The organism is Chthoniobacterales bacterium (genome assembly GCA_018883245.1).
In the GTDB taxonomy this organism is placed as follows: Bacteria; Verrucomicrobiota; Verrucomicrobiia; order Chthoniobacterales; family JACTMZ01; genus JACTMZ01.
In genome coordinates this window covers 1-21,608 of record VEQL01000022.1, presented here as the reverse complement: position 1 = coordinate 21,608, position 21,608 = coordinate 1, and the positions used below count along the sequence as shown (strand labels likewise).

Here is a 21,608-nt window from a genome sequence, read left to right as displayed (position 1 = left end):
GCGGGAGAACATCTTAGTGCAATCCGTATGCGCGACCGGGCCGGAACAAGTTCCATGTGTGCGGAATTCCATGTCGTAGGGCCCACAGCGCGCCGCCGGGAAACAACATCAGGTGCAGTGGTATCAACGGCAGGTATTGCGGATGCGCAATGACGAGGACAATGAGCGAAAGCAAAGCAAACCATCGCCAGACAAATGTGGCGATCAATCGCTCGGCGATCACGTGGTAAAGGTTGATCGGCGGCAGTCTGCCGAGTGATGGGTCGTGCAGTGTGCTCAAACGGCTCCACACTGCCAAAACGAGAACGGCATGCACGGCGAATGCGATCGGCACGAGAGGGGAGACGGTGGCGCAAGCCGCAAGGAGAACTACAAGGGCCAAGCCAACCGTGGGAGTGACAAAAATGGACAAAAATCGGAAAGAATTCACCCATCCGCGGCGGACCACGAACGTTTGGACGCCTTCTTTCTCGTCGCGAGTGGCGTCGAGAAGTTGGTGGTGAATGATCCGCTCGAGGCCGAAGCAGAAACACCAAAACAGGATTGCCGCGATCATCCATGACGGCGTGCCGCCACCGCCGAGCTTGTCGAAAAGCAGCACGGCAAAAGCGTTCGGCACCACATAGGCATACAGGGCGTCGGCGATCACACCGAGCATGCCCCGCTCTTTGAGCCGGATAGGACGCACGCTGTAAATCACAAGGAGAAGAAACTCCGAAGCAACCAGCGCAGCCACAACAGGCGTGGTAGGCAGCCACCACCAAGGAGCGATTCCCGCGACCAATGCGCCCGTTAAAAACGCGAAACGCGCAACCGGGCCTTTGGTGGACAGCACATTGTAAGCGCCGCTGCGACTGTCCTGTCTTACGTCCGTGAGGTCGTTAAGCAGATGGCCAAAAGTGCCTATGCCCAGCGATGCGAAGGTGAAGAGTGCGAGCGTTTGGAGGAGGGCAGTGAGAGTCGGAGGTGACGGGCTGATGGCCAAGACGAGATAGACGAATGCCACCATCATTCCGTAGTGGCTCGCCCACCAGCGATCGACTTTGAGCGGGGCTGCGGTTGTCATTGGCCAAGTGTGGAGTCTTAACACGTTGTTGACTTGTAGATTGAGGGACTCGATCGGAGTTTTGAGTTTAAGTGCGGTGTGGGGTCGGTGCCAGTTGTAGCGATGGAACCGGATCGGTAAGCCGAGCCGTTGTCGCTCATGAGTTGGCGCACAGCTAGCTGGTCGGCGGAGAAGTGGACTGAGGCATTTCTACGGCACCGCAGGCACATTTTCCGCTGGGAGCATGGCCTGAAGCTCCGCGCGCCGGTCGGCGTGTTTTTCTGATTTCGCGAGATTGGTATACTCCAGCGGATCCGATATCTCATCGTAAAGCTCCTCGTCGCCGTTCGCGTAGCGAATGTAGCGCCAACCCTCGGTGCGAATGGCGTGGTTGTTGGGCCCGTGCGTCGTGATGGCTGGGTGCTTCCATTCGGCGGAAGGGTTTATCAAGAGTTGCGACAAGTCGTATCCCTCAAGGTGCGCCGGCGCCGGAATGCCCGTCAGCGAACACAGGGTCGGATACATGCTGAGGAGGTCCACCGTGCGCTCGCAAACGCCGCCGGGCTGCGTGACACCAGGAACGCGCCAGACATGCACGATGCGCGTGGGTTCCTCCCAGAGCGCGAATTTGCTCCAGAGCGATTTTTCGCCAAGGCTAAACCCATTGTCCGACCACAAGACAACGATCGTATTGTCGCGATATTCGGACTTGTCCAGCGCGTCGAGGAGACGGCCAATCTGGGCGTCGCAGAAGGCAATCGACGCCAAATAAGCCTGGACCGCCTCCTTCCAACGGCCTGACTCGACAATCGCCGCGTGATCTTGCCCCGGCTTGGCCATGGCGCCGCCAGGCGGCGGAACGTCGTCGAGATCGTCCTCGCGGTGCGGCGGCAGTTCGATCGAATCGAGCGGGAACAGGTCGAACCATTTCTTCGGAACACTGAAAGGCAGATGCGGTTTGAGCAGCCCAACGGCAATAAAAAAGGGCTTGTCGCTTTTTTCCTCGAGACGCTCGATCGCGTAGCTCACGGAATGGTAGTCGGGCATCTCCTCATCAGAATTTGCCAATGGGTAGAATTTGATCCTTCCGACGCCTTCATCCTTCGCGGACGGGTGCATGACAAGAGGACCGGTGCCGGGTTGCCCCGCGAAATAATCATCCCAAGGGCCGCCGGGCTCATTTGCGCCGTGGTAAATCTTTCCGGCCCCATACACACGGTAGCCGGCCTTTGAGAAATGCGTATTCAGCAGTTTGTCTTCGCTGATTGCACGTCGCCAATCCTGGTCATTTCCATAGACACCCATTGTGCTGGGCCTGAGTCCCGACAAGACCGACGCACGGGATGGACTGCACGCCGGCGCGTTGCAATAGGCGCGGGTAAAAGCCACGCCCGAAGCGGCGAGTCTGTCGATATTCGGAGTTTTTGTCTGCGGGTTGCGCCCGAGATGGCCGACCCAGTGATTCAAATCATCGACGGCGATGAACAGCACATTGGGTTGCCGGGCCGTTTCCTCGGTCTGGCCGGCAGAACAAGGGGTCGATACAAGATTGAGTGCACAAAGACCGAGAGCGGCGGTGCGGCGGAGAAGGGCGGACATCGTAGGGTAGAACGTGAGACGATACTTCAACGAAACTGCAATGCAACGCGATGACAGGCTGCAAGCGCTGCCAGTGGTAAGTGATACCAAGTCCCAAAAAGATTTGGACTCCACCAAGGTTTTCGATTGGTAGAGCCCGCTGACTCAGCCGACCGCCGCACTTCTTTGCAAGGAGTGCGGACAGCTGGGCCAGTCGTTCCTGCCGGGGGAGGCGAATAGTCCACGACCTTTTCGCGTTTGGTTTGAGATACCCTGCAGAGGGTATAGGCGCTGCAGAGAAGGTTTGTTATTTTCGTATGTTTTACCTTGCCGTGCAGTAGCAAGGGAAAATCGAAAACACCTCGCGTGAGCAGAATAATTTTAGGACTTCCCAGCTGGGGCGTGCACCGTGAAGTCTCGTTTGCGGAGCGATTGGTCCGTGGCCTCGAGGCCCGGGGCGAAGATGCCCGTGTCCTTCTCACAGAAAGCGGATGTCGCCTCGTGGACGGTATCGACGAGGAGCTCTCCGTGCCCTGCGACATTCCGTGCGACAGGTTGCCTGCGGGTCCTGACGATACGTTGGGCCAACGATGGGAAGCATTGCAGCGGTATCTCGAGGAACGCGGCCCTTGCTTCTACCTCATGTTGGGTGACCAGCGTAACAACATCATTGCCCCGCGCCTCTCCCGCAATGTGAAGCTGATTGGTGTCTTGCTTGTCGATGACGAGGCGGAGATCGAGCAGGTCGGGCGCCTCGGACACTTTTGGGCTGCGATTGTTGCCTCGAGCACCCCTATCCATTTCAAACTCGCCAGTCGTTTTCCACATCTTGCTCCGCGGCTTTGCATGATTCGTGACGAGCCAGCCATGGCCGATGCCTACCTCGACTTGTTCGGGCGCATCAGCGAATTGGAGGCGCGTGGCGGATGCCCACGCCCCCGCCACTATATTGGCCCTTTAGTAAGCTTGGCGAAAAAAGTCTCCACTGCCGAGGATGACCTTGAAGAGGGACGATTCTATGTCAACAAGCACGGTCATTGGCCTGATGGTCCGGTTGCGTGCGAGCAGCTTATCGCGCCCGTGCCGGAGTGGACTGGTCAGCTCGAGGATTGCCGGATCATCGTTGCCGCCTCGGCAGAAACCATCAGCGGAGTTGATGTCTTCGGGAGTCGCTTGGTCCGCGGGTTGCGGCAGCGGGGCATCGACGCAAGACTGCACGGTCCCGCTCCGTCCAAAGCCACCAGTCCGCTCGAGACCTCCTCCGATCTGCCTTTCGAGACGCGCGATCCTCGTTTGGAGTGGGATTTCATTTCCTACAAAGATCGTTTTCGCTTGGCCGTGGAGCAGATCGAGAGTTTTGCGCCGTGTATTTATGTTCCTGACTACAACCTCGAGTGGTCGTGCATCTGCCCGCAGTTGTCCGGCCGAGTCAGGGTCGTTGGCATCGGGCACAGCGACGATCCATGGCATTATGAAAATTTGTGCCGCATCGGCCATGCATGCGATGCCATTGTGGGTGTGAGCGGAGCTATCACCGCTCACCTCCGTGCCATCGCCCCAAAATTTTCCGGAAAGCTGCGAACTATCCCGTATGGCGTCTCGCTGCCTGAGGAACCTGCGGAGAGCCTTGCGGCCATCCGTCGCGAGCGCAAACCTGATGCACCTCTGCGTATCGCCTACACCGGGCGGCTGGTCCTGCACCAGAAAAGGGCGGTTGACCTGCTTGCCATCGCCCGCGAACTCGACCGGCGCGGCGTGCCTTTTGAATTGGCCATTGTCGGAGACGGCGAGCTTAGAGCGGAAATGGAAGCAGCGGCTGCCGATCTCATTATCAGACAGAAATTGTGGTTCGCTGGTCCGCAGCCGAACGCTGCCGTGCTGAAATTTCTCGAATCACGCGATGCCTATTTGTTGCCATCATCGTTCGAGGGGCTTTCTGTCGGGATGCTCGAGGCGATGTCGCACGGTGTGGTGCCGGTGGTCAGCGACATCCGCAGCGGTGTTCCTGACGCCATCGTCCCGGGTAAAAGCGGTCTTGTTGCCCCGGCTGGGGATGCGGCGGCTTTTGCGGACCGGCTCGAGTGGCTGTGGCGCAATCCCGCAGCGCGGATGAAAATGTCGGCTGCGGCCGCTCGCACTGTTGCCGATAATTTCTCTCTCGAAAGAATGATCGACAGCTATGTGGAAATTTTTTCCCGGATCCTGGCCGAACCCTCCCGCCGCTCGTTCGGACCGTTTGCCCCGCCTGCGCACATCGCGCGCGAGATGACATGGTCTGCTTGGTTGAGCCGCGTTGCTTCCGATCCTTTGGCTTCCGTGCAAAGGGTGTCACAACGGCTGCTGCGTTCCGGGGGTTAGTTCGGCGGGTGCATTCCCCGATTCAATGGACCATTCGTGTTCGATATTCAGAAGGTAGTTCCGGTAGGCGGCCATGTTGGACATCAAATCCGGCTCCTTGGTCACCACAAACTCGCAAGCAGGACCATCAAAACCATAGCGCGCGACAGGCACAGCATTGTCCTTTTCCACGAGAAGAACTTGGGCGCGATAGGTGCCGGCGGTCAAAGGCAGGGATGGAATGCGGAAAGTCATGGTGCTTGAGCCGGCGCAAAGCTGGAGGTCATCCTCCAAACCCCCGTGCAGAACCGAGATGGGGAAGACCGCCGCGTTTCCGATTTCGATGCTGCAGCACAGGTTGCCCATGGGGCGAGGGCTGTCGAAAGTCACCCGGATCTGCACCCCGCAGCGCGGGACAATAGCGCCTCCATCGGCGCCCGTGGCGGACACATTCAGGATCCTCACTTCCTCGGGGCTGCTCTCGCGTGCATGCGACGCATGTGCGTTTTTCGATCCGACCTGTTTGCGCTTGTCCCGATCTTCACAGAGCTTTTGGTAGGCGTCTATAACGTCGGTGGTTGGCCCCTCGGCGAGGAGTTTGCCGCCATCCAGCAGGATACTTCGGGGGCAGAGCCACTGGATCGAAGGCAGCGAATGGGAGCACAGGAGTATGCTGCCGCCATTTTTCACGTAAGTCTTGAGGAACGCCGAAAACTTGCGGCTGAAGCGCAGATCCCCTCCGCTCAAAGCCTCGTCGATGATGAACAACTCCGGTTCGAGTTGCGTGTAGATCGAGAAGGCCAATCGCTGGCGCATGCCGAGGCTGTAGGTTCCGACCGGGGCATCGATGAAGGAGCCGATCTCGGCGAACTCGATCACGCCGCGTTCTTTTTCAGGCAATGATTTTCCATGACAACCGTGCAGAACGAGCCGGTTGCGCGCGTTCTCCCGTCCCGTGAGCGATGGGTCGAGTCCGCCCCCGTGCTCGACGAGGGCGACCCTCTTCGTATGCAAAGTCACTCGGCCCGTGGTCGGGCGCATGACTCCGGCCAACAAATTGATCAGAGTGCTTTTTCCCGCGCCGTTATGCCCGATAACTCCGAGCACCTCGCCGGATTGCATCGAGAAACTCACGTCGCGCAGCGCCCAGAATTCTTGCGCCCGCAATTGCGGTAATGGTGATCGCCAGCGTATTTCGCGGCCAACGTCTTGCAGGAAATATCTCAACCCGAAATGCGGGTCGCGGCAGAACTTCTTCGACAAAGCGGAGACCTCGAGAATCGGCGCGGACATGGACTTTGTTTCTAAACGGAGCGTTCCACGACGTAAGGTCTAGCCACGCGGCACCAGAGGCATCCCGCGACAAAAAGTGCCAACCCGAAAGGCAGCGATAAGCCCGCTGCCCAGAGCGATCCTGATCCACCAAAGGCCGCAGCGCGAACACCGTCAAAAACCCACGCGGCAGGATTCCAGGCGTAAATGGTGTGTAAAAATCCTTGGCCACCCGAGCGAACAAAGATCGGTGTGACGGCAAAAAAGATCCACGGAAAAACCGCCATCGCCTTGTCGATGTCACCCTTGAACCTGGCGATGGGCGCGATGAGCAGACCGATGCCCGCACCCGCGAAAACAAGCCCGAGAAACCCGACAAAGACCAACGGGAAGGTGGCAATGGACGGTTTCAGGCCGAAAGCAAATCCCAAGCACACCACGGCCATGCGGACAGCCGTATGGAAAACTTCCTCGCAAAGCGACGAGGCAATGATCCCTTCCAGTGGCATGTTGTCGCGGGCGAGAAGTTGACGATTCGTCGCGAAGATGCCCTTCATCATATTCATCGATTCGAGGAACGTCTGGGCCATAGCAACACCGAAAACCGCGTAATAAACGAGAGGCACTCCCGGCCCCCCTGCGCTGAAAAGGTCAAATCTCCGACCGAGAGTTATGGCCCCGGCGGTCACCAACGGCGGGGCCACGGCCCACAAGATTCCCAAGGAGGAATAGCGGTAACGCAGGGCAAGATTTCTTTTCAGAAGCGTGCTTGTCGCAAACCGCGACGCGAAGAGATCGCGCACAAAGCCTCCCAAAAAATCGAGCGGATGCCGCAGTCGGCTTTCGGAGTCGTTGATTACCATCGGGAAGCTTAGCTGCTATCGTTGGGCTTTGAGCGAGGCTTGGCTTGCGGTGTTAACAGCGCGCTCAAAGTAATCGCCAATAGCTGTCGCGTCCAGCGTGGCAGAAGCTGCTGCGCACGTGTTTTAGTCGTGGGGGTGAAAACGTTTCGCGACCACGCTTCACGGGGCGAGCAGATGGTCGAGGAAGGTGAGGTGCTCGCGGACATAGTTTGCTCGCAGATGGTTCGAATCGTGACGAATGGGGCCATCGTTGTTCTCAACCAAGCAGATTCCATCGGGGCACAGAAAGTCCATCGGATCGATCACCTCGACACCAAGTCCTTTGGCAATCTCTGCAATTTCCAAGAGCCACTCGCAACCACTTGCACGCTCGCTCAAGACATCCTGGCGAAGCACCGTGGGAGGAGTCACGGCCCCAACACCGTCGAGACCGCGGTGCAGAAATGTCATCGGATCGAGTCGGCTGTGCTGCGGGAATCCAAGAACGAGCGTCACATGCTTGCCGCGCGCGACCAAGCTGCGCATGAGTTTTTCAAGAGCAGCCGCGGCGGCGCGACGTCCGGGCTCTTGAGCGACGGATTGACCGTCCACCGAGCACAAGGAATTTGGACCGAAGTATGCAAGCCAGTTCCCGAGGAGAACCACCCTGTCAATGGATGCATCCTCATCGATGGCGCGCTGTAACCGTGTCTCCAGCACACCACCATTCTTGTTCACGATGGGATTGCGGAATCCCGGAATGGGCGCCATGCCACCGTCGGCCAACACCATCGCTCCACGGCCGGATTCTGGGGAATTCTCCAAAAGGCGTATGAGTCGCGGCAGATGCTGTAGCGCCATGCTGTCGCCGCAGAAAAGTGTTGTTCGCCCTGTGCCCCCGACCCTCCAGACGTTGGGTTCTGTGGAGATGCCTTTCGGCAGGCTCGCAAATGTTTTGTCCGCCAGAGCGGTTGTGACTCGCAGGACGCCGGGAGAATCGTTGCCGTTGGGAACAAGGCCGCGCCGGATCAACTCGCCGCACAAGCCGATGCCTGCCATGACCAAGCAAAGCATCGCCACCATCCGCCAGCCCCTCGTTCGACGGATTGGACGCTCGATGAAGGCATAGGTCAAAACCGCCAAGACGGTTGCAGTCATCAACGCAGCGATGCGACCGCCAGAAGAATGGTAAAACACATCCCCGTCGCGGATGTGCAGGAAGGAAAGAAGGGGCCAATGGAAAAGGTAGAGCGGATAGCTCACAAGACCTATGCCCACCAGCACTTTGATCGAGAGCAATCGACGGTTGAACCAAGTGTCCGGCCCTGCGGCGATAAGGAGAACGGTTGATGCCACGGGAACGGCAGCTCGCCAGCTTGGGTAAACCATGGACGGGTTGAGCCAGGCCAGCGACACGGCGAGCCCGATCGCGCCGCAGACCGACAGGACGTTTGCGGTTGGCTTGTTTGCGGGCAGCTTGCCGCCTCGCCAGAGCAGGGCGAGAAGCGAACCCGCCAGCAACTCCCAGACGCGATACCAAGCGAGATAGAAAACCGCATTCGGGTTGCGGTGGGATATCCACACATTCGCCGCGAAAGAAAGCAGGAGCACCGCGCCAAGAAACCACGACAAGCGCCACCGCAACCGGACGGCAGTCAGAACGACGAGCGGAAAGACAAGGTAGAACTGCTCCTCGACCGCAAGCGACCACAGGTGCAGCAAAGGCAGCTTTTCGGCGGCGGTCGCAAAATACCCGACGGTTCGCTCCAGCAGCACATTTTCAAAAAAACCGACACTGGCCACGACGTGCTGGCCCAGCAGATGGAATTCTTCCGGCAACAGCATGCGATGACCTCCGAGCAGGCACAGGATCAGCACGACGGCCAGCGCCGGGAAAATCCGTCGGATTCGTCGCGCATAAAAATTTCCGAGCGAGAACTGTCCGACGTCGATGTCCGCCAGAATGAGCCCCGTGATGAGAAATCCGGAGATGACAAAAAAAACATCCACGCCGCAGAACCCCCCACGGAAAATACCTGGAAAAGCGTGATACAACATCACCGCAATGACCGCCACTGCCCGCAACCCGTCGATATCGGGGCGGTAGGCAAAGCCTCCCTTGTTTGCCTTTGTGCGTTCGCTGGTCATGATGAGCCCGGCTGCGAGTGGATGGGGTTTCCCTCTGGAAAAATTTATTCGGATGCGCCGTTGTTTACGCCGTTGTCCAATATTCAGCGGCGGTCGAAGAAAGTTGCCAGATGAACGTCTGTTGTAGATCGTAAATTTCTTGGGTCGCTCACTGCCAGCTAACATTGTTTCTATCGCTGCTCTGGCAATGGTCGCCGCGACGCACGGCGCTTTTCTGGTGCATCAGGGGACGTCGTTGGCTCTTCTTGCCTTCATGACTTGCCAGATTGTGGCGCTTCCGGTCTGGGGTGCAGTTTCAGACCGCATTGGTCGCCGCAAAGCCATTATTTACTCGCTCGTTGCCACATTGGTTGCCGCCGCAGTGGGTTATTTGCGCTTGGCTTTACCGCAGCAATTTATTTTTTCCGTGGTGAATGGCCTGGTCACGGCGGGTCTTCCCCTGGCCATCGCGTTCACCTTCGACTCACGGGAGCAGCGATCTGGCAATCTTGCGCGTGGTGTCGTTGCGTGCGCCTTCTTTGGCGGCAGCATGCTGGTTCTTGGCCTTTACTCGCCCGCGGTGACGCTGCTCGTCCCGATCGTCGCTTTGATTTTATCGGTATTGTTTTTACCCGACTCTCTTCCCGCTACTTCCTTGATTGGGATGAACGCCATGCACGGGCTCTGGCACGGTTTTTCGGAATCGAACCGTGCGCCCTATGCGCGGTGGTGGAAGGTGTTCATCGCAGGTATTGCCATCGTGAGCGGACTTCTTGTCACCACTTTTGTGGTGGCGGACACCACCAAAGAAACGCCGATTCTTCCTCGTCCATTTCTTGTTTTCGCATGCGCCATGGCTGCTTGTCTGGTGATCGCACGGCTTGTTCCCGCCGGGCGTGTGCCGGGGCGGACTGTTGTTCTCGGCGCGGGTGCTTCCGCGCTCGTCGTCGCGCTTGTGCTTGTGTTCGCTCCAGCATTCGGAGCCTTGCAACTTGCTGGCGCTGCGCTTTGCGGTGCGGCTACAGGCGGCGGTCTGACCATTGGTATTTTGCGGTTCTGCGCGACGGCCAGACAACGCAGTGCCGGAGCGGAACTCGGCGCTATTTCGAGTATCTGGATGGCCTGCTTCCTCGGCGGCGCGCTGCTTGCCTTGGGCCCTTTCAAGGAGTATCTGGAGCCGCGCCTGATAGTCGCGGCTGTCGTCGCGCTGCTGATGCTTTTCGTCGGGATCGTCGCCTCGCGCAAACACGCCTGAACCCTGCGGTCATGTCGAATCTCTTGGGCGCGTTCCGGTGTGCGGAAATGTCGGTGTATCCCTTCCCGTTGCTGTTTTCATTGATGCGATAGGTGCCGTCACGGGAAATTATCCTGCTAGCCGTTGCGGAATTTCAGATCGATGTCTTGGTCCGTCTCCCGAGGAACCGTGAGGCCTCGGCTGATTAGGCGGCACCTCCAACAAAAAGAACGGCAGTGATGGTCCGAATGAACTGGCTGGGTAGGCGCAAACATTTCATGGATGGGAGACTCACAGAATTCCCGACATCCCGAGAAAACAAGCCTCCACAGGCTCTTGCTTTTTATTGGCATCGATCTCTTCGTGGGAAATATTGAATTTTACGATGACTCGCGGATCGTGCTTCCTTCTCCCTCTATCCCATGCCGCATAGAGTGATCCTCGGAATCTCGACTTTAAGTCGGCGAGAAACGATCGCTTTCCCGGAGTTCTTGGCAGGTGGATTGGTAGACCGAGGCCATGATGCGAAGCTCCTGCTGACCGGAATAGATCGTGGGAATGGCAGTTCTTCGGCGCCCAGTCTTCTCAAGTCGCCGTCCTTGATTTGCGAGCGCCTTCCGGTCGGGTCGGATGACACATGGGGCCAGCGGTGGGAGGCGTTGGAGAGATATTTGGAGGAACGGGCGCCGTGCTTTTACCTGATGCCGGATGATTGGCGTTATAACGTCGTCGTGCCACGGCTCTCGCGGAATGTGAAGGCAATCGGCTTCGTTGGTTGCGGAAGCGAAGCGGAGATCAGGCAGTTCGCGCGCCTCGGCCGTTACCTGGATGCGGTCATCGCGGGAAGCGGTCCCTTGGAGCAGCAACTCGCCCGCAGATTTCCTTTCCTGAAGACCCGTCTCGTCTGCATTCCCGTAGCGGGCGAGGAGGGTCGTTTGTCCGAGGATACGGTGGCAAAATATGTCTCTCTCCTCGATCGGATCGAGGAACGTTCTTCCCGTGGCGGGTTTGTCCGCCGCCGCGGCTTGCTCGTCCCGCCTCCGAGAAAGACATCAGGTGCGGAAAAAATCACACGGTGTCACGGCCACCGCGACGTCAAATATGCCAACAAACTCGTGCCCTGGCCCGACGCCCCGCTGGTCGACGCCTCGGCCCGCCCACCTGCTCCGTCTTGGTCCGGGAGTCTCGCGGAGTGCAAGGTCATCGTGGCAACATCGTCGTCGACCATCACCGGGGTTGATACCTTCGCCGGCCTTTTGGTGCGCGGCCTGTGTGAACGAGGTATCGACGCCAGGTTATACGGTCCGTCTCCGAATACCGCGACCAGCCCTCTCACGCCCCCCACGGATCTTCCCTTCGAAGCCCGGGATCCTGGATCGGTAGGTGATTTCCTGCCATGGCCGGATCGCTGGCGTCTCGCTATCGAGCATATCGAGCGGTTGGCACCCTGCATCTATGTGCCCGATTACAATACTGGCGACGCCTGCATCTGCCCGCAACTTTTCGGGCGTGTCCGGGTGGTCGGCATCGGGCACAGCGACGATCCGTGGCACTACGAAAATCTTTGCCGCATCGGCCACGCTTGCGATGCCATCGTCGGCGTCAGCAGCGCGATCACCGGACATCTCCGCGCGATTGCTCCCGGATTTTCGGGAAAGATGCACACCGTTCCCTACGGCATCGCGCTTCCGCCGGACCCGATTGAGGATCTTTGCGCTGCGCGCAGCCACCGACTTCCCGGTGATCCGTTGCGCATCATTTACACGGGTCGCTTGGTGCAATGCCAAAAGCGGGCGCTTGATTTGATTTCCATCGCCCGCGCGCTCGACGGACGGGGAGTGCCCTTCGAGTTGGCCATTGTCGGCGACGGGGAACTCCGGCGAGCCATGGAAGAGGCCGCAGCCGATCTGATCGATGTCGGCAAGATCGTCTTCAAGGGCACGCTTTCCAATTCCGACGTGCTCCGATTGCTGCCCGCGTGCGACGCCTATCTGCTGCCCTCGGCCTTCGAAGGTCTTTCCCTCGGAATGCTCGAAGCAATGTCCCGCGGCGTGGTTCCCGTGGTGAGCGATATCCGGAGCGGTGTGCCTGATGCGATAGTCGCAGGCGAGAATGGTTTGATCGCGCCGGTGGGCGACACCGAAGCTTTCGCGGATCGACTGGAGTGGCTTTGGCGAAACCCGGCGGACCGTCGGCAAATGTCCGTGGCTGCCGCACGCACCATCGCCGAGAAATTTTCTCTCGGACGAATGATCGATGACTACGTCGAGATTTTTTCCGGCATTGTCGGCGAGCCTTCGCGGCGTGCCACTGGCCCGATCGTCCCTCCGCCGGAAATTGCTCGCTGGATGACCTGGCCCAAATGGTTTTTCGGCATTGTGCGCGACCCGATCGCTTCTCTGCGGAGGGTCTCGCGGCGGATCTCCTACTCAATCCGTCCCCGCCGCTGAACTTGAAGTCGCGCCAAGGGCTTATTTTCGATGGCGCGACACGACGTCGTGCGGGATATTACGGGCTGCTCGCATGGCCAAGCGCTCACGTTCGATTCTTTTTCTGACCTCTTGCTACGACGTGTGGGGCGGCAGTGAGGAACTGTGGTCCGGCGCAGCCGTCGAATTGCACAAACGTGGTCATCGGGTGTTGTGCAGTCGCAGCAAGAGGGGCGGAGATTGGCGAAAGCATCCGAGGTGGGAGAAGTTGCGAGCCCAAGGCCTCGAGATCGGAGGCTTCACCGTTCCAATGTTGTTGCGCGCCGTGCCGGATGCTGTCCTGCTGTTCTGGAAGCCCCTTGCCTTTTTCCTCTACGGCCTCGGCAACCGGTGGTTGTGCTTCCGGTTGCGGCGACTCCGACCCGACTTGGTCGTCATCGCCCAAGGCAACACTTACGATGCGATGTATTCCGTCGAGTTGCCTTTGATCGCACACCAAGCAGCCAAGCCCTTTGTTCTTGTCTGCCAGAAAAATACCGAAACCGAGTGGCCCAACGACGATCTTCGCGAAAGATACCGGGGTCATTTTTCCCGGGCGGAAAAAATCTACTTCGTTTCGGAGCACAATCTCGATGTGGCCCGGATGCAACTGGGCTTGCCCCTGGCCCACGGCGAGGTGCTTCGCAATCCCTTCTGCGTTGCCACCCACGAACCTTTGCCCTGGCCTCCGGCGCAGGACGGCATCTTGCGCCTGGCTTGTGTCGCAAGGCTCTACGCCGACGAAAAGGGTCAGGACATTCTTTTGCAGGTCCTTTCGCGGCCAAAGTGGCGTGAGCGTCCGGTGGAAGTCAGTTTCTACGGATCCGGTTCCCACGCTGCGGGCCTCGAGGGGATGGCTGAGTTTTTCGGACTGAAAAACGTCCGTTTTCGCGGATTCAGCGACGATATCGCCACGGTTTGGCGGGACCACCATGCGCTCGTGCTGCCTTCGAGGGCGGAGGGTCTGCCGCTGGCGCAAGTCGAAGCCATGATCTGCGGCCGCGTTCCCATCGTTTGCCCGGCCGGCGGGGCGGGGGAGATCCTCGAGGACAACGTGACCGGCTTCGTTGCGTCGGCTTCGACGGTCGATGCGCTCGACGAAGCGATGGAGCGGGCGTGGGCGCGTCGCGACGAGTGGGCTGGGATTGGACGCAAGGCGTCCGAGAGCGTCTGGCGCTATTTTCCCCGCGATCCCTGCGCGGCATTCGCCGACAAACTGGAAGCTTTGTTGTGCTAGCGCCGGTTGCTGCTTTCTTCGCGCCGATGCGTGCGCGCACCTGGTGGGAATTCAAGGCGGCCATTTTTCTCGGCATCGCCTACCTGTCTGCGTTTGTCGGCGGCATCGACTTTTTCGCCGCTTGGCCTGCTTTCGTCGCCTGCTTGGTCTCCATCATCCCCCTCGCTTCCTATGTGTGCGTTATCAACGACATCACGGACGAGCAGGAGGACCGGACTGCGGGCAAAAGCAACACGATGCAGGGCAAGTCTTCCTTCTTGAAAGCCGGTTGGGTGCTGGCCTGCATTCTCGGAGGATTGATTTGCTTCTTCGTCTTTTTTTCCGGCAACCGGAGCGCGGGCCTGCTTTATGCCGCCAACTGGATCATCTTCACGCTGTATTCCGTGCAGCCCTTCCGGCTGAAAGTGCGCGGTGCGGCAGGTGTGGTGGCTGATGCCTGCGGTGGAACCGCATTTCCCGCGCTTTGGTGCGCGCTTCTGGCAAACCCCGAGGCGCAGACGACCTTTATCCTCGCACTGGCGGTCTGGTCTTTTGCCTTCGGCTTGCGCGGCATCCTTTACCATCAAGCCGGCGATTTTACCGCCGATCGCGTGGCCGGAGTGCAGACACTTGCGGTGAAGCTCGGGCTGGAGAAGCTGCGGCACTTTGTGCGGTTCTTTGTTCTCCCGTTCGAACTGGGCGCTTTGGCCGCACTTTTGTGTATGGGCTGGTCTGCTTTCGTGCCGCTTTTTGCGGTAGCCTACGTCGTCACGCAGCTCATCCTTTGGCGCCGCTGCGGGATAGCTTCGGTAGCGGTCGTCCCCCGCCCGGATTGCCGCTTTGCTCTCATTAAATATTACCAGCTGTGGCTCCCGCTCACTTTGATTCTGGCGTTATCCCGGGGTGATCCGCGCTACTTGGTTTTGTTTCCGGTGCAGTTGGCGCTTTTTCCGGACTGCTGGCGCCGGATCTTTTATCGTGCGCGGCAAGTCTGGCGTCCCGCGGCTATGAAAAGAGACGCCTGATCGCTATCTTGGAAGGAACTTTGAAGAGCACCTCCGCCAAATCCGTGACGGTTTACTCGGCAGCCTCCGCGCTGCGCGATCCGCGCCGTTTTTTGCGCGAAGCCTTTGCCGATGTGCGCCGCTCATGGGAGCCGGCCAAGCATCTTTTTCTGAAAAATCTCCGCAGTCAGCACCGGCAAAGCTTACTCGGGTATGCTTGGCTGCTCTTGCCGCCGCTTGCCTCCGCCGTCGTTTGGACCGGTCTCAACGAATCGGGCGTCATAACCGTGGGCGAGACCAAGGTCCCGTATCCGCTTTTTGTCCTCATCGGCACGATGTTCTGGTTCGTTTTTGTCGATGCGTTGAAGTGTCCGCTCCTTGATCTCAAGAGTTCGCGCGACATTCTCGGGAAAGTGCGCCTGCCCCACGAGGCGGTGATGCTCGCCGGCATCGGCACGGTGGTTTTCAACTTTCTCATCCGTGCTTTGTTGGTGGCGGTCGCCTTCCTCTACTACGCGCGCCTGCCCGGTTGGACCGTATTGCTCACTCCCCTGGTTCTCTTTTCGATCATTTGTCTGGGCTTGGCAGTCGGACTTTTGCTCGCGCCCGTCGGGCTCCTCTACGACGACATCAACCGCACGCTCGATGTGGCGCTGGGCTTCGGTTTCCTCATCACTCCCGTGGTTTACCCGATTCCCAAAACCTGGCCCGTTTCGCTCATTTCCGAACTCAACCCGTTGGTTCCGTTGTTGCTTACGGGCAGACGATGGCTGCAGGGGTTCGAATTGCCTCCGTCGCCCGGTTTTTTTGCCGTCACCATCGCATCCTTCGCGGCGCTTTTGCTCGCGTGGGTTTTCTACCGGGCCGCCCGGCCCCACATTGTCGCGCGGCTCTGAACTTTCATGCGTCCTCTCCTTGATCGTCTTGCCAAGTCTTTCCGCAGTCGCCCGCGCTTTTCCACCGGAGGTGCTCCTTCCTTTGACTTTTCCTTCAGCAGTTCTCGACCTGATGTGCACGAGTTTTACCGCACGGCGCGCGCGCAGTCGCCTGTCTGCTTCGATGCGTCGCTGGGCGAGTGGTATGTGCTGTCATACGACGAAGCAGTCTGGGCGTTCAAAAATCCCCAGATCTTGTCCAGCAAGTATACGGAGTCATTCGATCCTTTGGTGGTGGGCAATGATCCGCCCGAGCACACGGCTTACCGCAAGATCCTCGGGCGCGCCATGGCGGGATGCGATGCCGCCATGGTCGAATCCTACACCGCGAACTGGATGCAGGCATTCCTGGAAAAGACGGCAGGAAACGGCGGGGCGTTCGAAGTGGTGGGAGATCTGGCTTGTCCTTTGCCCGAGCAGTTCACGGGGCACATGCTCGGACTAAGCAAACTTGAGACGGAGACCCTCATGGCGATGCGGCCGTCCAATCGCACGCAGCTCAACGAAAGCTGGCCGGACGTCACGGCCTATCTTTCGCAACTGGTCTCTGCCGCGAACGATCGTGATCCATCCACCGTTTTCGGTGCCCTGAAATCCTTGGGCGTTCCAGACGCGCTTTCGGACGACGAGATCACAGGCCTGCTCCGTCTCCTCTGGTTCGCCGGAACATCGACGAGCACGCATTTTCTGCCTTCGTTGATCCTTCTCATGCTGAAAAACTCGGACCTTGCGGAAAAGCTCTCCGCGGACAAAGCCCTCCTCGCGGGCTTCGTCAACGAGGCCTTGCGCATGGAAGGCCCCACGGGTGTTCTCCCGCGCAAGGCCCTGCAGGACTTCGAGTTGGCCGGCGTGAAGATCCCGGCCAATGCGATGGTGAAAATTTGCATTTTGGCGGCCAACAGCGATCCGTCGGTTTTTCCGCAGCCTCGGGAGTTCCGCTTCGACCGGACCGTGACCTCGGTTGCTTTCGGGCACGGGATCCATTTCTGCCTTGGTGCAATGATCGCCAAGACCATGGCGATCGGAGTCGCTTCCGCGCTGGCCTCGCGGCTTCCGGCCATGCGCGCGGATCAGCCGCTCGATGAAGTGCCTTACGAGCCGAGCGATGCCTTCCGCTCGATCAGACGTCTTCGTGTGCGCCTATGCTGACCGCGCCATCCAACGAAGACGCGGCGCTCCCCTCCCAAGCGGATTCGTCTCCACGCGTCGAAGTCGGCGGTCTCGGCAAAAAATTCGCGAAGAGCCTCGGGCAAACTTTGCGCTACGGCATCGCCGATATCGCCAGCGAGTTTTTGCTGGGGGATGGGAAGTCCGCGCGTTTGCGGCCCGGCGAATTTTGGGCGTTGGACGACATTTCGTTCCAAGTCCGCCCGGGCGAAGCGCTGGCGGTGATCGGGTGCAACGGATCGGGCAAAAGCACTTTGCTCAAGTTGCTTTACGGACTGATCAAGCCGGACGCGGGGGAAATAACGATCAACGGGCGGATGGCGGCGCTCATCGAACTCGGGGCGGGCTTTGATCCCGTTCTCTCCGGGGTCGAGAATGTTTACATCAACGCTTCCATCCTCGGGCTTCCGCGGGAGGAGGTGGACGAGCTTCTTCCTTCCATCGTCGAATTTTCCGGCCTGCGCGATTTTATGGAGACGCCGGTCAGGTTCTACAGCTCCGGGATGCGCTCGCGGCTGGCCTACTCGATCGGCAGGGGTCTCGCGCCGGATATCTTCCTCGTGGACGAAGTCCTCGCCGTGGGCGATTCCGATTTCCGCCAAAAGTGCCTGCGCCACATGCAGGGATTCGTGGAAGAAGGCGGCACGCTGGTCTTTGTTTCGCACGCGGCCAACCAAATCCAGATGCTCTGCACGCACGGCCTTGTCCTCGACCGGGGACGCAGCGTCTTCCGGGGTTCCGCTCTGGAGGCGCTCGATCACTATTACGAAAGCGATCTGCATCGGCCGTCGCCCGGCACCGGCGGAATCCACGCTGATAATTTCAGCCCGGCTCAAAACGCAAAATGCAGGATCGACTCCGTGACCGTTGCATCGGCCAGCGCCGGCGGCAACATCCGCACGGGCGAAGCCGTGGACATCGTGATCACCGCCGATTTTCGGGAAGAGTCCGAGGCATTCGCCGTCATCTCGATTCTCTCCCGCGACCTGCTCACGGTTGTCGCCTCGGAAGACAGCGGCGCGCCTGTTCCTTGCCGGCCGGGAAAGAATTACTTCCGTTTCACGGTGCCCGCTCTGCCCCTCATGCCCGGCTTGTTCCATATCCGCGCGGCAATTCGGGAGGGCTGCTCACGGATTCCCGTGGCCACTTTCGGAATCGAAAATTCTCCCGCGCGGTTTGTGGTGGCCGGCGAACCCACGCGCGCGAACGTTCGCGCACGCACGCTCGGCCAGCTGATCCGTCTCGAGGGAAGCTGGTCGTGAACTTTCGGCATGATTGCCAGAGATCCGTCCGCGCGGGATTGGAGTTTCTCGAGAAGTCCCAACTTCCCAGCGGGGAATTTTTAACTTTGGTCGGTCCGGGACCGGATTTATTGCAGGATGCAAAACACGATCCCTCGGTTTTTACCGCGGTCAACGTGGCAACATCGCTTATTGATATCGATGATCTAGGGGCGCGGCGCATCGTCCGGCACGCTGCAGACTTTCTCCTTACGGAAATGCAGCCCGGCGGCCTCTGGAAATTCTGGACAAAAGCGCACCCCGGAAGCCGGGGTATGCCGCCGGACGTCGATGACACGGCGTGCGCGGCCTCACTGCTTGGCGCGCTGGGCTACAGCATGCCCGACAACCGGCGGATGCTCTTGGCCAACCTCAACCGGCAAGGGCTATTCCGCACATGGATCACGCCCAGTAGCAAACATTTGCTCTTTCGGAAGGGCAGGGCGTTTCTGTCAGCTTCTTTATCCAGCCGGGCGGCGCGCCGCATTTTCTTCGAATGCGGCTCCGAAATACCGCGCAAAGACACGTTTGAATCGGTGGTCAATGCCAACGTCCTGCTGTATTTGGGCGATATCCGTGAGACTCTGCCGGTCGCGTCATGGCTTTCCGGTGTAGTCCGGAAAGGTGCTGCGAGCGGCACCGATCGTTACTACCAGAGCGACCTTGCTTTGTTTTATGCTTTGACCCGCGCGGTCGAAAGAGGCTGCGCATCCGTGCGCCCTTTGATGCCCCTGATCTCGGACCGGGTTTCGGGCATCGATTGGCGCGGACTTTCGTCCCTGTATTTGGCTCTTTGCATCCGCGTTCAAAGTTCCGTCGCGCCGGACTCGGCGAACCTCGATGAAAAAGTTTCTGCGCTTTTATCCGCACAGCTTGAGGATGGTGGATGGCCGGCATGCGCCTTCTACTACGACGGTTACGGGCGAGATCTGTGCTGGGGCTCGCGCGAGCTGACAACGGGCTTCTGCATCGAAGCACTGGAGCGATACGGGAAGCTGTAGAGCGGCTCGATCTTGAATATGGCACATCGTGATTCATGCGGGGTCCACTTTCTCTGTGTCGGAGCCCAGCGTTCCGGCACCTCTTGGCTGGCGTGGAATCTCAGAAAAAGCGCCGACTTTTGGATACCGCCATGCAAGGAGGTCCACTACTTCACGCGCTCCCCAGTGTATCCTTCACCGTCCCATCTTTCCTGCGATGGTATCGCGCGCAAATTCGCAGGAAGCAAGAACCTGGCGCTGGCCACGCGAGCAATAGCGCATGCCCACGAAGACATCATTCGCCGGTGCACCGAACGGTTCGGCGGATATGCCACGGGTTGGACAAGCCGGTTGGAGCACATGCTTGCGCGCGGCAACTGATCGCTGCCCGGCAGGGTGATCGGGCGCGAGCTTTACGCGCTTTGCTGGATCCGGGGCGGTCTTTTCCAATTGAACTTCATCAGCGGAAGATTCCTGCTTCGCCCGATCCCGAGAATTTCATCGAAAGTTTTTCCCTCCTCCACCAGGCCGTAAGGGGAGAGGATCGGCTTCGCCGGTCTGTAAGGCATCTCGTCGACGAGGTGTTTCCATTCGGGATCCCGGTGATATCCCCGGGAAAAAAGGCAGAGCATTACGCAGTAGGGATAACTGCGGAACAGAAGGCGGACGGCGGGATGGAACCAATGACGCGTCGATCGAGTGTCGCGGTCGAACCATTGGTGAAAAAGTTGCAGAAGTGCGCGTTGAAAGGGCGGAAGCTCCATCGCCTTTTCTCCGGGATAGCTACCGTTTGGCAAATAATCCTTGGACGCCCAATACCGCTCGAGTTGGTCGCGCCAAAGCTCGGCGAGCCGGCTGCTTCGCGACACGGCGAGGAACCAGTTGCTGACCATGACGAACGGTGCAGTATCCCGGAAGGCGAAGAGGCCTGCGTCCATGCAGTCGGGCAGCCAGTCGCTGAGCGGTTGCAGGCAAAAATTGGTGGCATCGGTCCAAACACCACCGACTTCAGAAAGCAGGCGCATGCGCAAAATCTCCGATTGCTTTTCAATGCGCAATGCCTTGAGCCGGTGCGGCGGGATAGCCGCGCGGCACAGATAGGGCTCGGCCTCGCGGGCGTCGAGCACGCGCAAACTCCAGGTGGGATTCATCTCCTGCCACGAATCAAAGCACTTCTGCACCAATGGTGGTGCGTTCTCCCTTCCTTGGCTCCAAAACGTCCATATGATCTTCGGCACGACACGCCGTGAAACATGCGGGGCTTTGCGCATTTCCGGATCAGCCAAGATCTTGTCCTGCAGAGCGGCCATTGCACGGGCCACTTCCAACGGAAGCCCCCGTCGATCCCCGTTAGGGTCCAAAGCCACTCCGGATTCGCGACTTAACCATGCGAGACTGGCCTCGCTGAATCTGTCAAGGTCCGCTTCGCGCCGGATCATTCCTTCCAGATGTGGTTTGTGGGACTCGTCTCGGACTGATTGCCCCAGTCTTTGCTCAATCCAAGACAAGTCTGCTTCATCAGCCTGCATGCGCTCTTGCATGAGCTCCGGGTGAAATCGGACCTTGGTGCCACGAAGACTCCGCATGTAAATGGCCAAACGGTGATTCCGGATGATGCCGGACGTATCGGAAAGAGGGCGGATCCCGCTCTGGTGAAAGGCACGGAGAAACTTGGCAGCTTCCAAGGAAAGTCCTGGATTGTAATTCTCGCTGCTGCCGGAAAATTCGCCGAGTCCTGCCTGCAGAAAAAAATCGCGCACGACACATCCCTGCGCAAAGGCACTGCGGTCGTATTTGAAAAGCTTCACCTTGTCCCGCCCCAGCAAAAGGTCGAACTTCTCGATGGCAAAGCGGTAGCATCCAGTGCCGAATGGAAAGAGATTCGTCGGCCAGTCGCCATATTTGACTGCCTGCTGGAAAAAGCTTTCGCACCAACTCTGGTAGTGGCGGACGTAGGCTATAGCCTCGAGGTTCACATCGAGATCCCGGAAAAGGCCGAGGCAATCAGCCAACTCCTCCTCCTGCAGGTGCGACAACGCTTCGGCGGAGAACACGAGCACATTGCCTGGAGAGGAATGCAAGGCGACCCGCAGTTCCTTTCTGGCTCGTAGCCTGTCTTGTTC

General features: G+C 59.0%; 15 protein-coding genes. 9 read left to right on the top strand and 6 right to left on the bottom strand.

Annotation, left to right across the window (positions count from 1 at the left end):
* Positions 1–13 precede the first annotated feature (13 nt).
* Both FGM15_08700 and FGM15_08695 read right to left on the bottom strand, forming a co-directional pair.
* Complete coding sequence (locus FGM15_08700) at positions 14–1,066, bottom strand: hypothetical protein (protein MBU3665934.1); 1,053 nt, start codon at positions 1,064–1,066, stop codon at positions 14–16.
* Between the two features lie 189 nt (positions 1,067–1,255).
* Positions 1,256–2,644 carry a sulfatase gene (locus tag FGM15_08695; GenBank protein ID MBU3665933.1) on the bottom strand — a complete coding sequence of 463 codons (1,389 nt, stop codon included), beginning with the start codon at positions 2,642–2,644 and terminating at the stop codon, positions 1,256–1,258.
* Between the two features lie 345 nt (positions 2,645–2,989).
* Between FGM15_08695 and FGM15_08690 the strand changes: the two genes are divergently transcribed.
* Positions 2,990–4,981: a glycosyltransferase family 4 protein gene (locus tag FGM15_08690; protein ID MBU3665932.1), complete on the top strand. Its 1,992-nt coding sequence runs from the start codon at positions 2,990–2,992 to the stop codon at positions 4,979–4,981.
* Here FGM15_08690 and FGM15_08685 read toward each other — a convergent pair.
* The 3 genes from FGM15_08685 to FGM15_08675 all read right to left on the bottom strand — a co-directional run bounded on the left by FGM15_08685 (position 4,952) and on the right by FGM15_08675 (position 9,387).
* On the bottom strand, positions 4,952–6,253 hold the full coding sequence (locus FGM15_08685) for an ABC transporter ATP-binding protein (GenBank protein MBU3665931.1): 1,302 nt from the start codon (positions 6,251–6,253) through the stop codon (positions 4,952–4,954). The genes FGM15_08690 and FGM15_08685 overlap by 30 nt on opposite strands.
* Before the next feature lie 11 nt (positions 6,254–6,264).
* Positions 6,265–7,095, bottom strand: coding sequence for a hypothetical protein (locus FGM15_08680; GenBank protein MBU3665930.1), 831 nt, complete (start codon positions 7,093–7,095; stop codon positions 6,265–6,267).
* A gap of 159 nt (positions 7,096–7,254) precedes the next feature.
* On the bottom strand, positions 7,255–9,387 hold the full coding sequence (locus tag FGM15_08675; protein ID MBU3665929.1) for an acyltransferase: 2,133 nt from the start codon (positions 9,385–9,387) through the stop codon (positions 7,255–7,257).
* Positions 9,388–9,475: 88 nt separating this feature from the next.
* Here FGM15_08675 and FGM15_08670 point away from each other — a divergent pair, with 88 nt between their 5' ends.
* The 8 genes from FGM15_08670 (at position 9,476) to FGM15_08635 (ending at position 19,506) form a co-directional block, all read left to right on the top strand.
* Positions 9,476–10,456 (top strand): MFS transporter, encoded by a 981-nt coding sequence (locus FGM15_08670; protein ID MBU3665928.1) that lies wholly within the window; start codon positions 9,476–9,478, stop codon positions 10,454–10,456.
* 401 nt (positions 10,457–10,857) lie between these two features.
* The gene (locus FGM15_08665; GenBank protein ID MBU3665927.1) at positions 10,858–12,885 is read left to right on the top strand and encodes a glycosyltransferase family 4 protein; all 2,028 of its coding nucleotides are present in this window, start codon (positions 10,858–10,860) and stop codon (positions 12,883–12,885) included.
* A 73-nt stretch (positions 12,886–12,958) separates the two neighbouring features.
* Positions 12,959–14,140: a glycosyltransferase family 4 protein gene (locus FGM15_08660; GenBank protein ID MBU3665926.1), complete on the top strand. Its 1,182-nt coding sequence runs from the start codon at positions 12,959–12,961 to the stop codon at positions 14,138–14,140.
* 26 nt (positions 14,141–14,166) lie between these two features.
* Positions 14,167–15,144 carry a hypothetical protein gene (locus FGM15_08655; GenBank protein ID MBU3665925.1) on the top strand — a complete coding sequence of 326 codons (978 nt, stop codon included), beginning with the start codon at positions 14,167–14,169 and terminating at the stop codon, positions 15,142–15,144.
* A 20-nt stretch (positions 15,145–15,164) separates the two neighbouring features.
* Complete coding sequence (locus FGM15_08650) at positions 15,165–16,019, top strand: ABC transporter permease (protein ID MBU3665924.1); 855 nt, start codon at positions 15,165–15,167, stop codon at positions 16,017–16,019.
* A 6-nt stretch (positions 16,020–16,025) separates the two neighbouring features.
* Entirely contained in the window at positions 16,026–17,207 is a 1,182-nt protein-coding gene (locus FGM15_08645) for a cytochrome P450 (protein ID MBU3665923.1), read from the top strand.
* Entirely contained in the window at positions 17,201–18,487 is a 1,287-nt protein-coding gene (locus tag FGM15_08640) for an ATP-binding cassette domain-containing protein (protein MBU3665922.1), read from the top strand. Before FGM15_08645 ends, FGM15_08640 begins: the two co-directional genes overlap by 7 nt.
* A complete protein-coding gene (locus FGM15_08635; protein ID MBU3665921.1) occupies positions 18,484–19,506 on the top strand; it encodes a hypothetical protein in 1,023 nt (340 codons plus the stop codon). Before FGM15_08640 ends, FGM15_08635 begins: the two co-directional genes overlap by 4 nt.
* Positions 19,507–19,898: 392 nt before the next feature.
* Here the strand turns inward: FGM15_08635 and FGM15_08630 are convergent, their stop codons facing one another.
* Complete coding sequence (locus tag FGM15_08630) at positions 19,899–21,566, bottom strand: hypothetical protein (GenBank protein ID MBU3665920.1); 1,668 nt, start codon at positions 21,564–21,566, stop codon at positions 19,899–19,901.
* Positions 21,567–21,608 lie beyond the last annotated feature (42 nt).

Coding starts and splice junctions, on each gene's coding strand:
- FGM15_08700 (MBU3665934.1), bottom strand. CDS start 1,066: ATGACAACCGCAGCCCCGCTCAAAGTCGATCGCTGGTGGGCGAGCCAC.
- FGM15_08695 (MBU3665933.1), bottom strand. CDS start 2,644: ATGTCCGCCCTTCTCCGCCGCACCGCCGCTCTCGGTCTTTGTGCACTC.
- FGM15_08685 (MBU3665931.1), bottom strand. CDS start 6,253: ATGTCCGCGCCGATTCTCGAGGTCTCCGCTTTGTCGAAGAAGTTCTGC.
- FGM15_08680 (MBU3665930.1), bottom strand. CDS start 7,095: ATGGTAATCAACGACTCCGAAAGCCGACTGCGGCATCCGCTCGATTTT.
- FGM15_08675 (MBU3665929.1), bottom strand. CDS start 9,387: ATGTTAGCTGGCAGTGAGCGACCCAAGAAATTTACGATCTACAACAGA.
- FGM15_08670 (MBU3665928.1), top strand. CDS start 9,476: ATGACTTGCCAGATTGTGGCGCTTCCGGTCTGGGGTGCAGTTTCAGAC.
- FGM15_08665 (MBU3665927.1), top strand. CDS start 10,858: ATGCCGCATAGAGTGATCCTCGGAATCTCGACTTTAAGTCGGCGAGAA.
- FGM15_08660 (MBU3665926.1), top strand. CDS start 12,959: ATGGCCAAGCGCTCACGTTCGATTCTTTTTCTGACCTCTTGCTACGAC.
- FGM15_08655 (MBU3665925.1), top strand. CDS start 14,167: ATGCGTGCGCGCACCTGGTGGGAATTCAAGGCGGCCATTTTTCTCGGC.
- FGM15_08645 (MBU3665923.1), top strand. CDS start 16,026: ATGCGTCCTCTCCTTGATCGTCTTGCCAAGTCTTTCCGCAGTCGCCCG.
- FGM15_08640 (MBU3665922.1), top strand. CDS start 17,201: ATGCTGACCGCGCCATCCAACGAAGACGCGGCGCTCCCCTCCCAAGCG.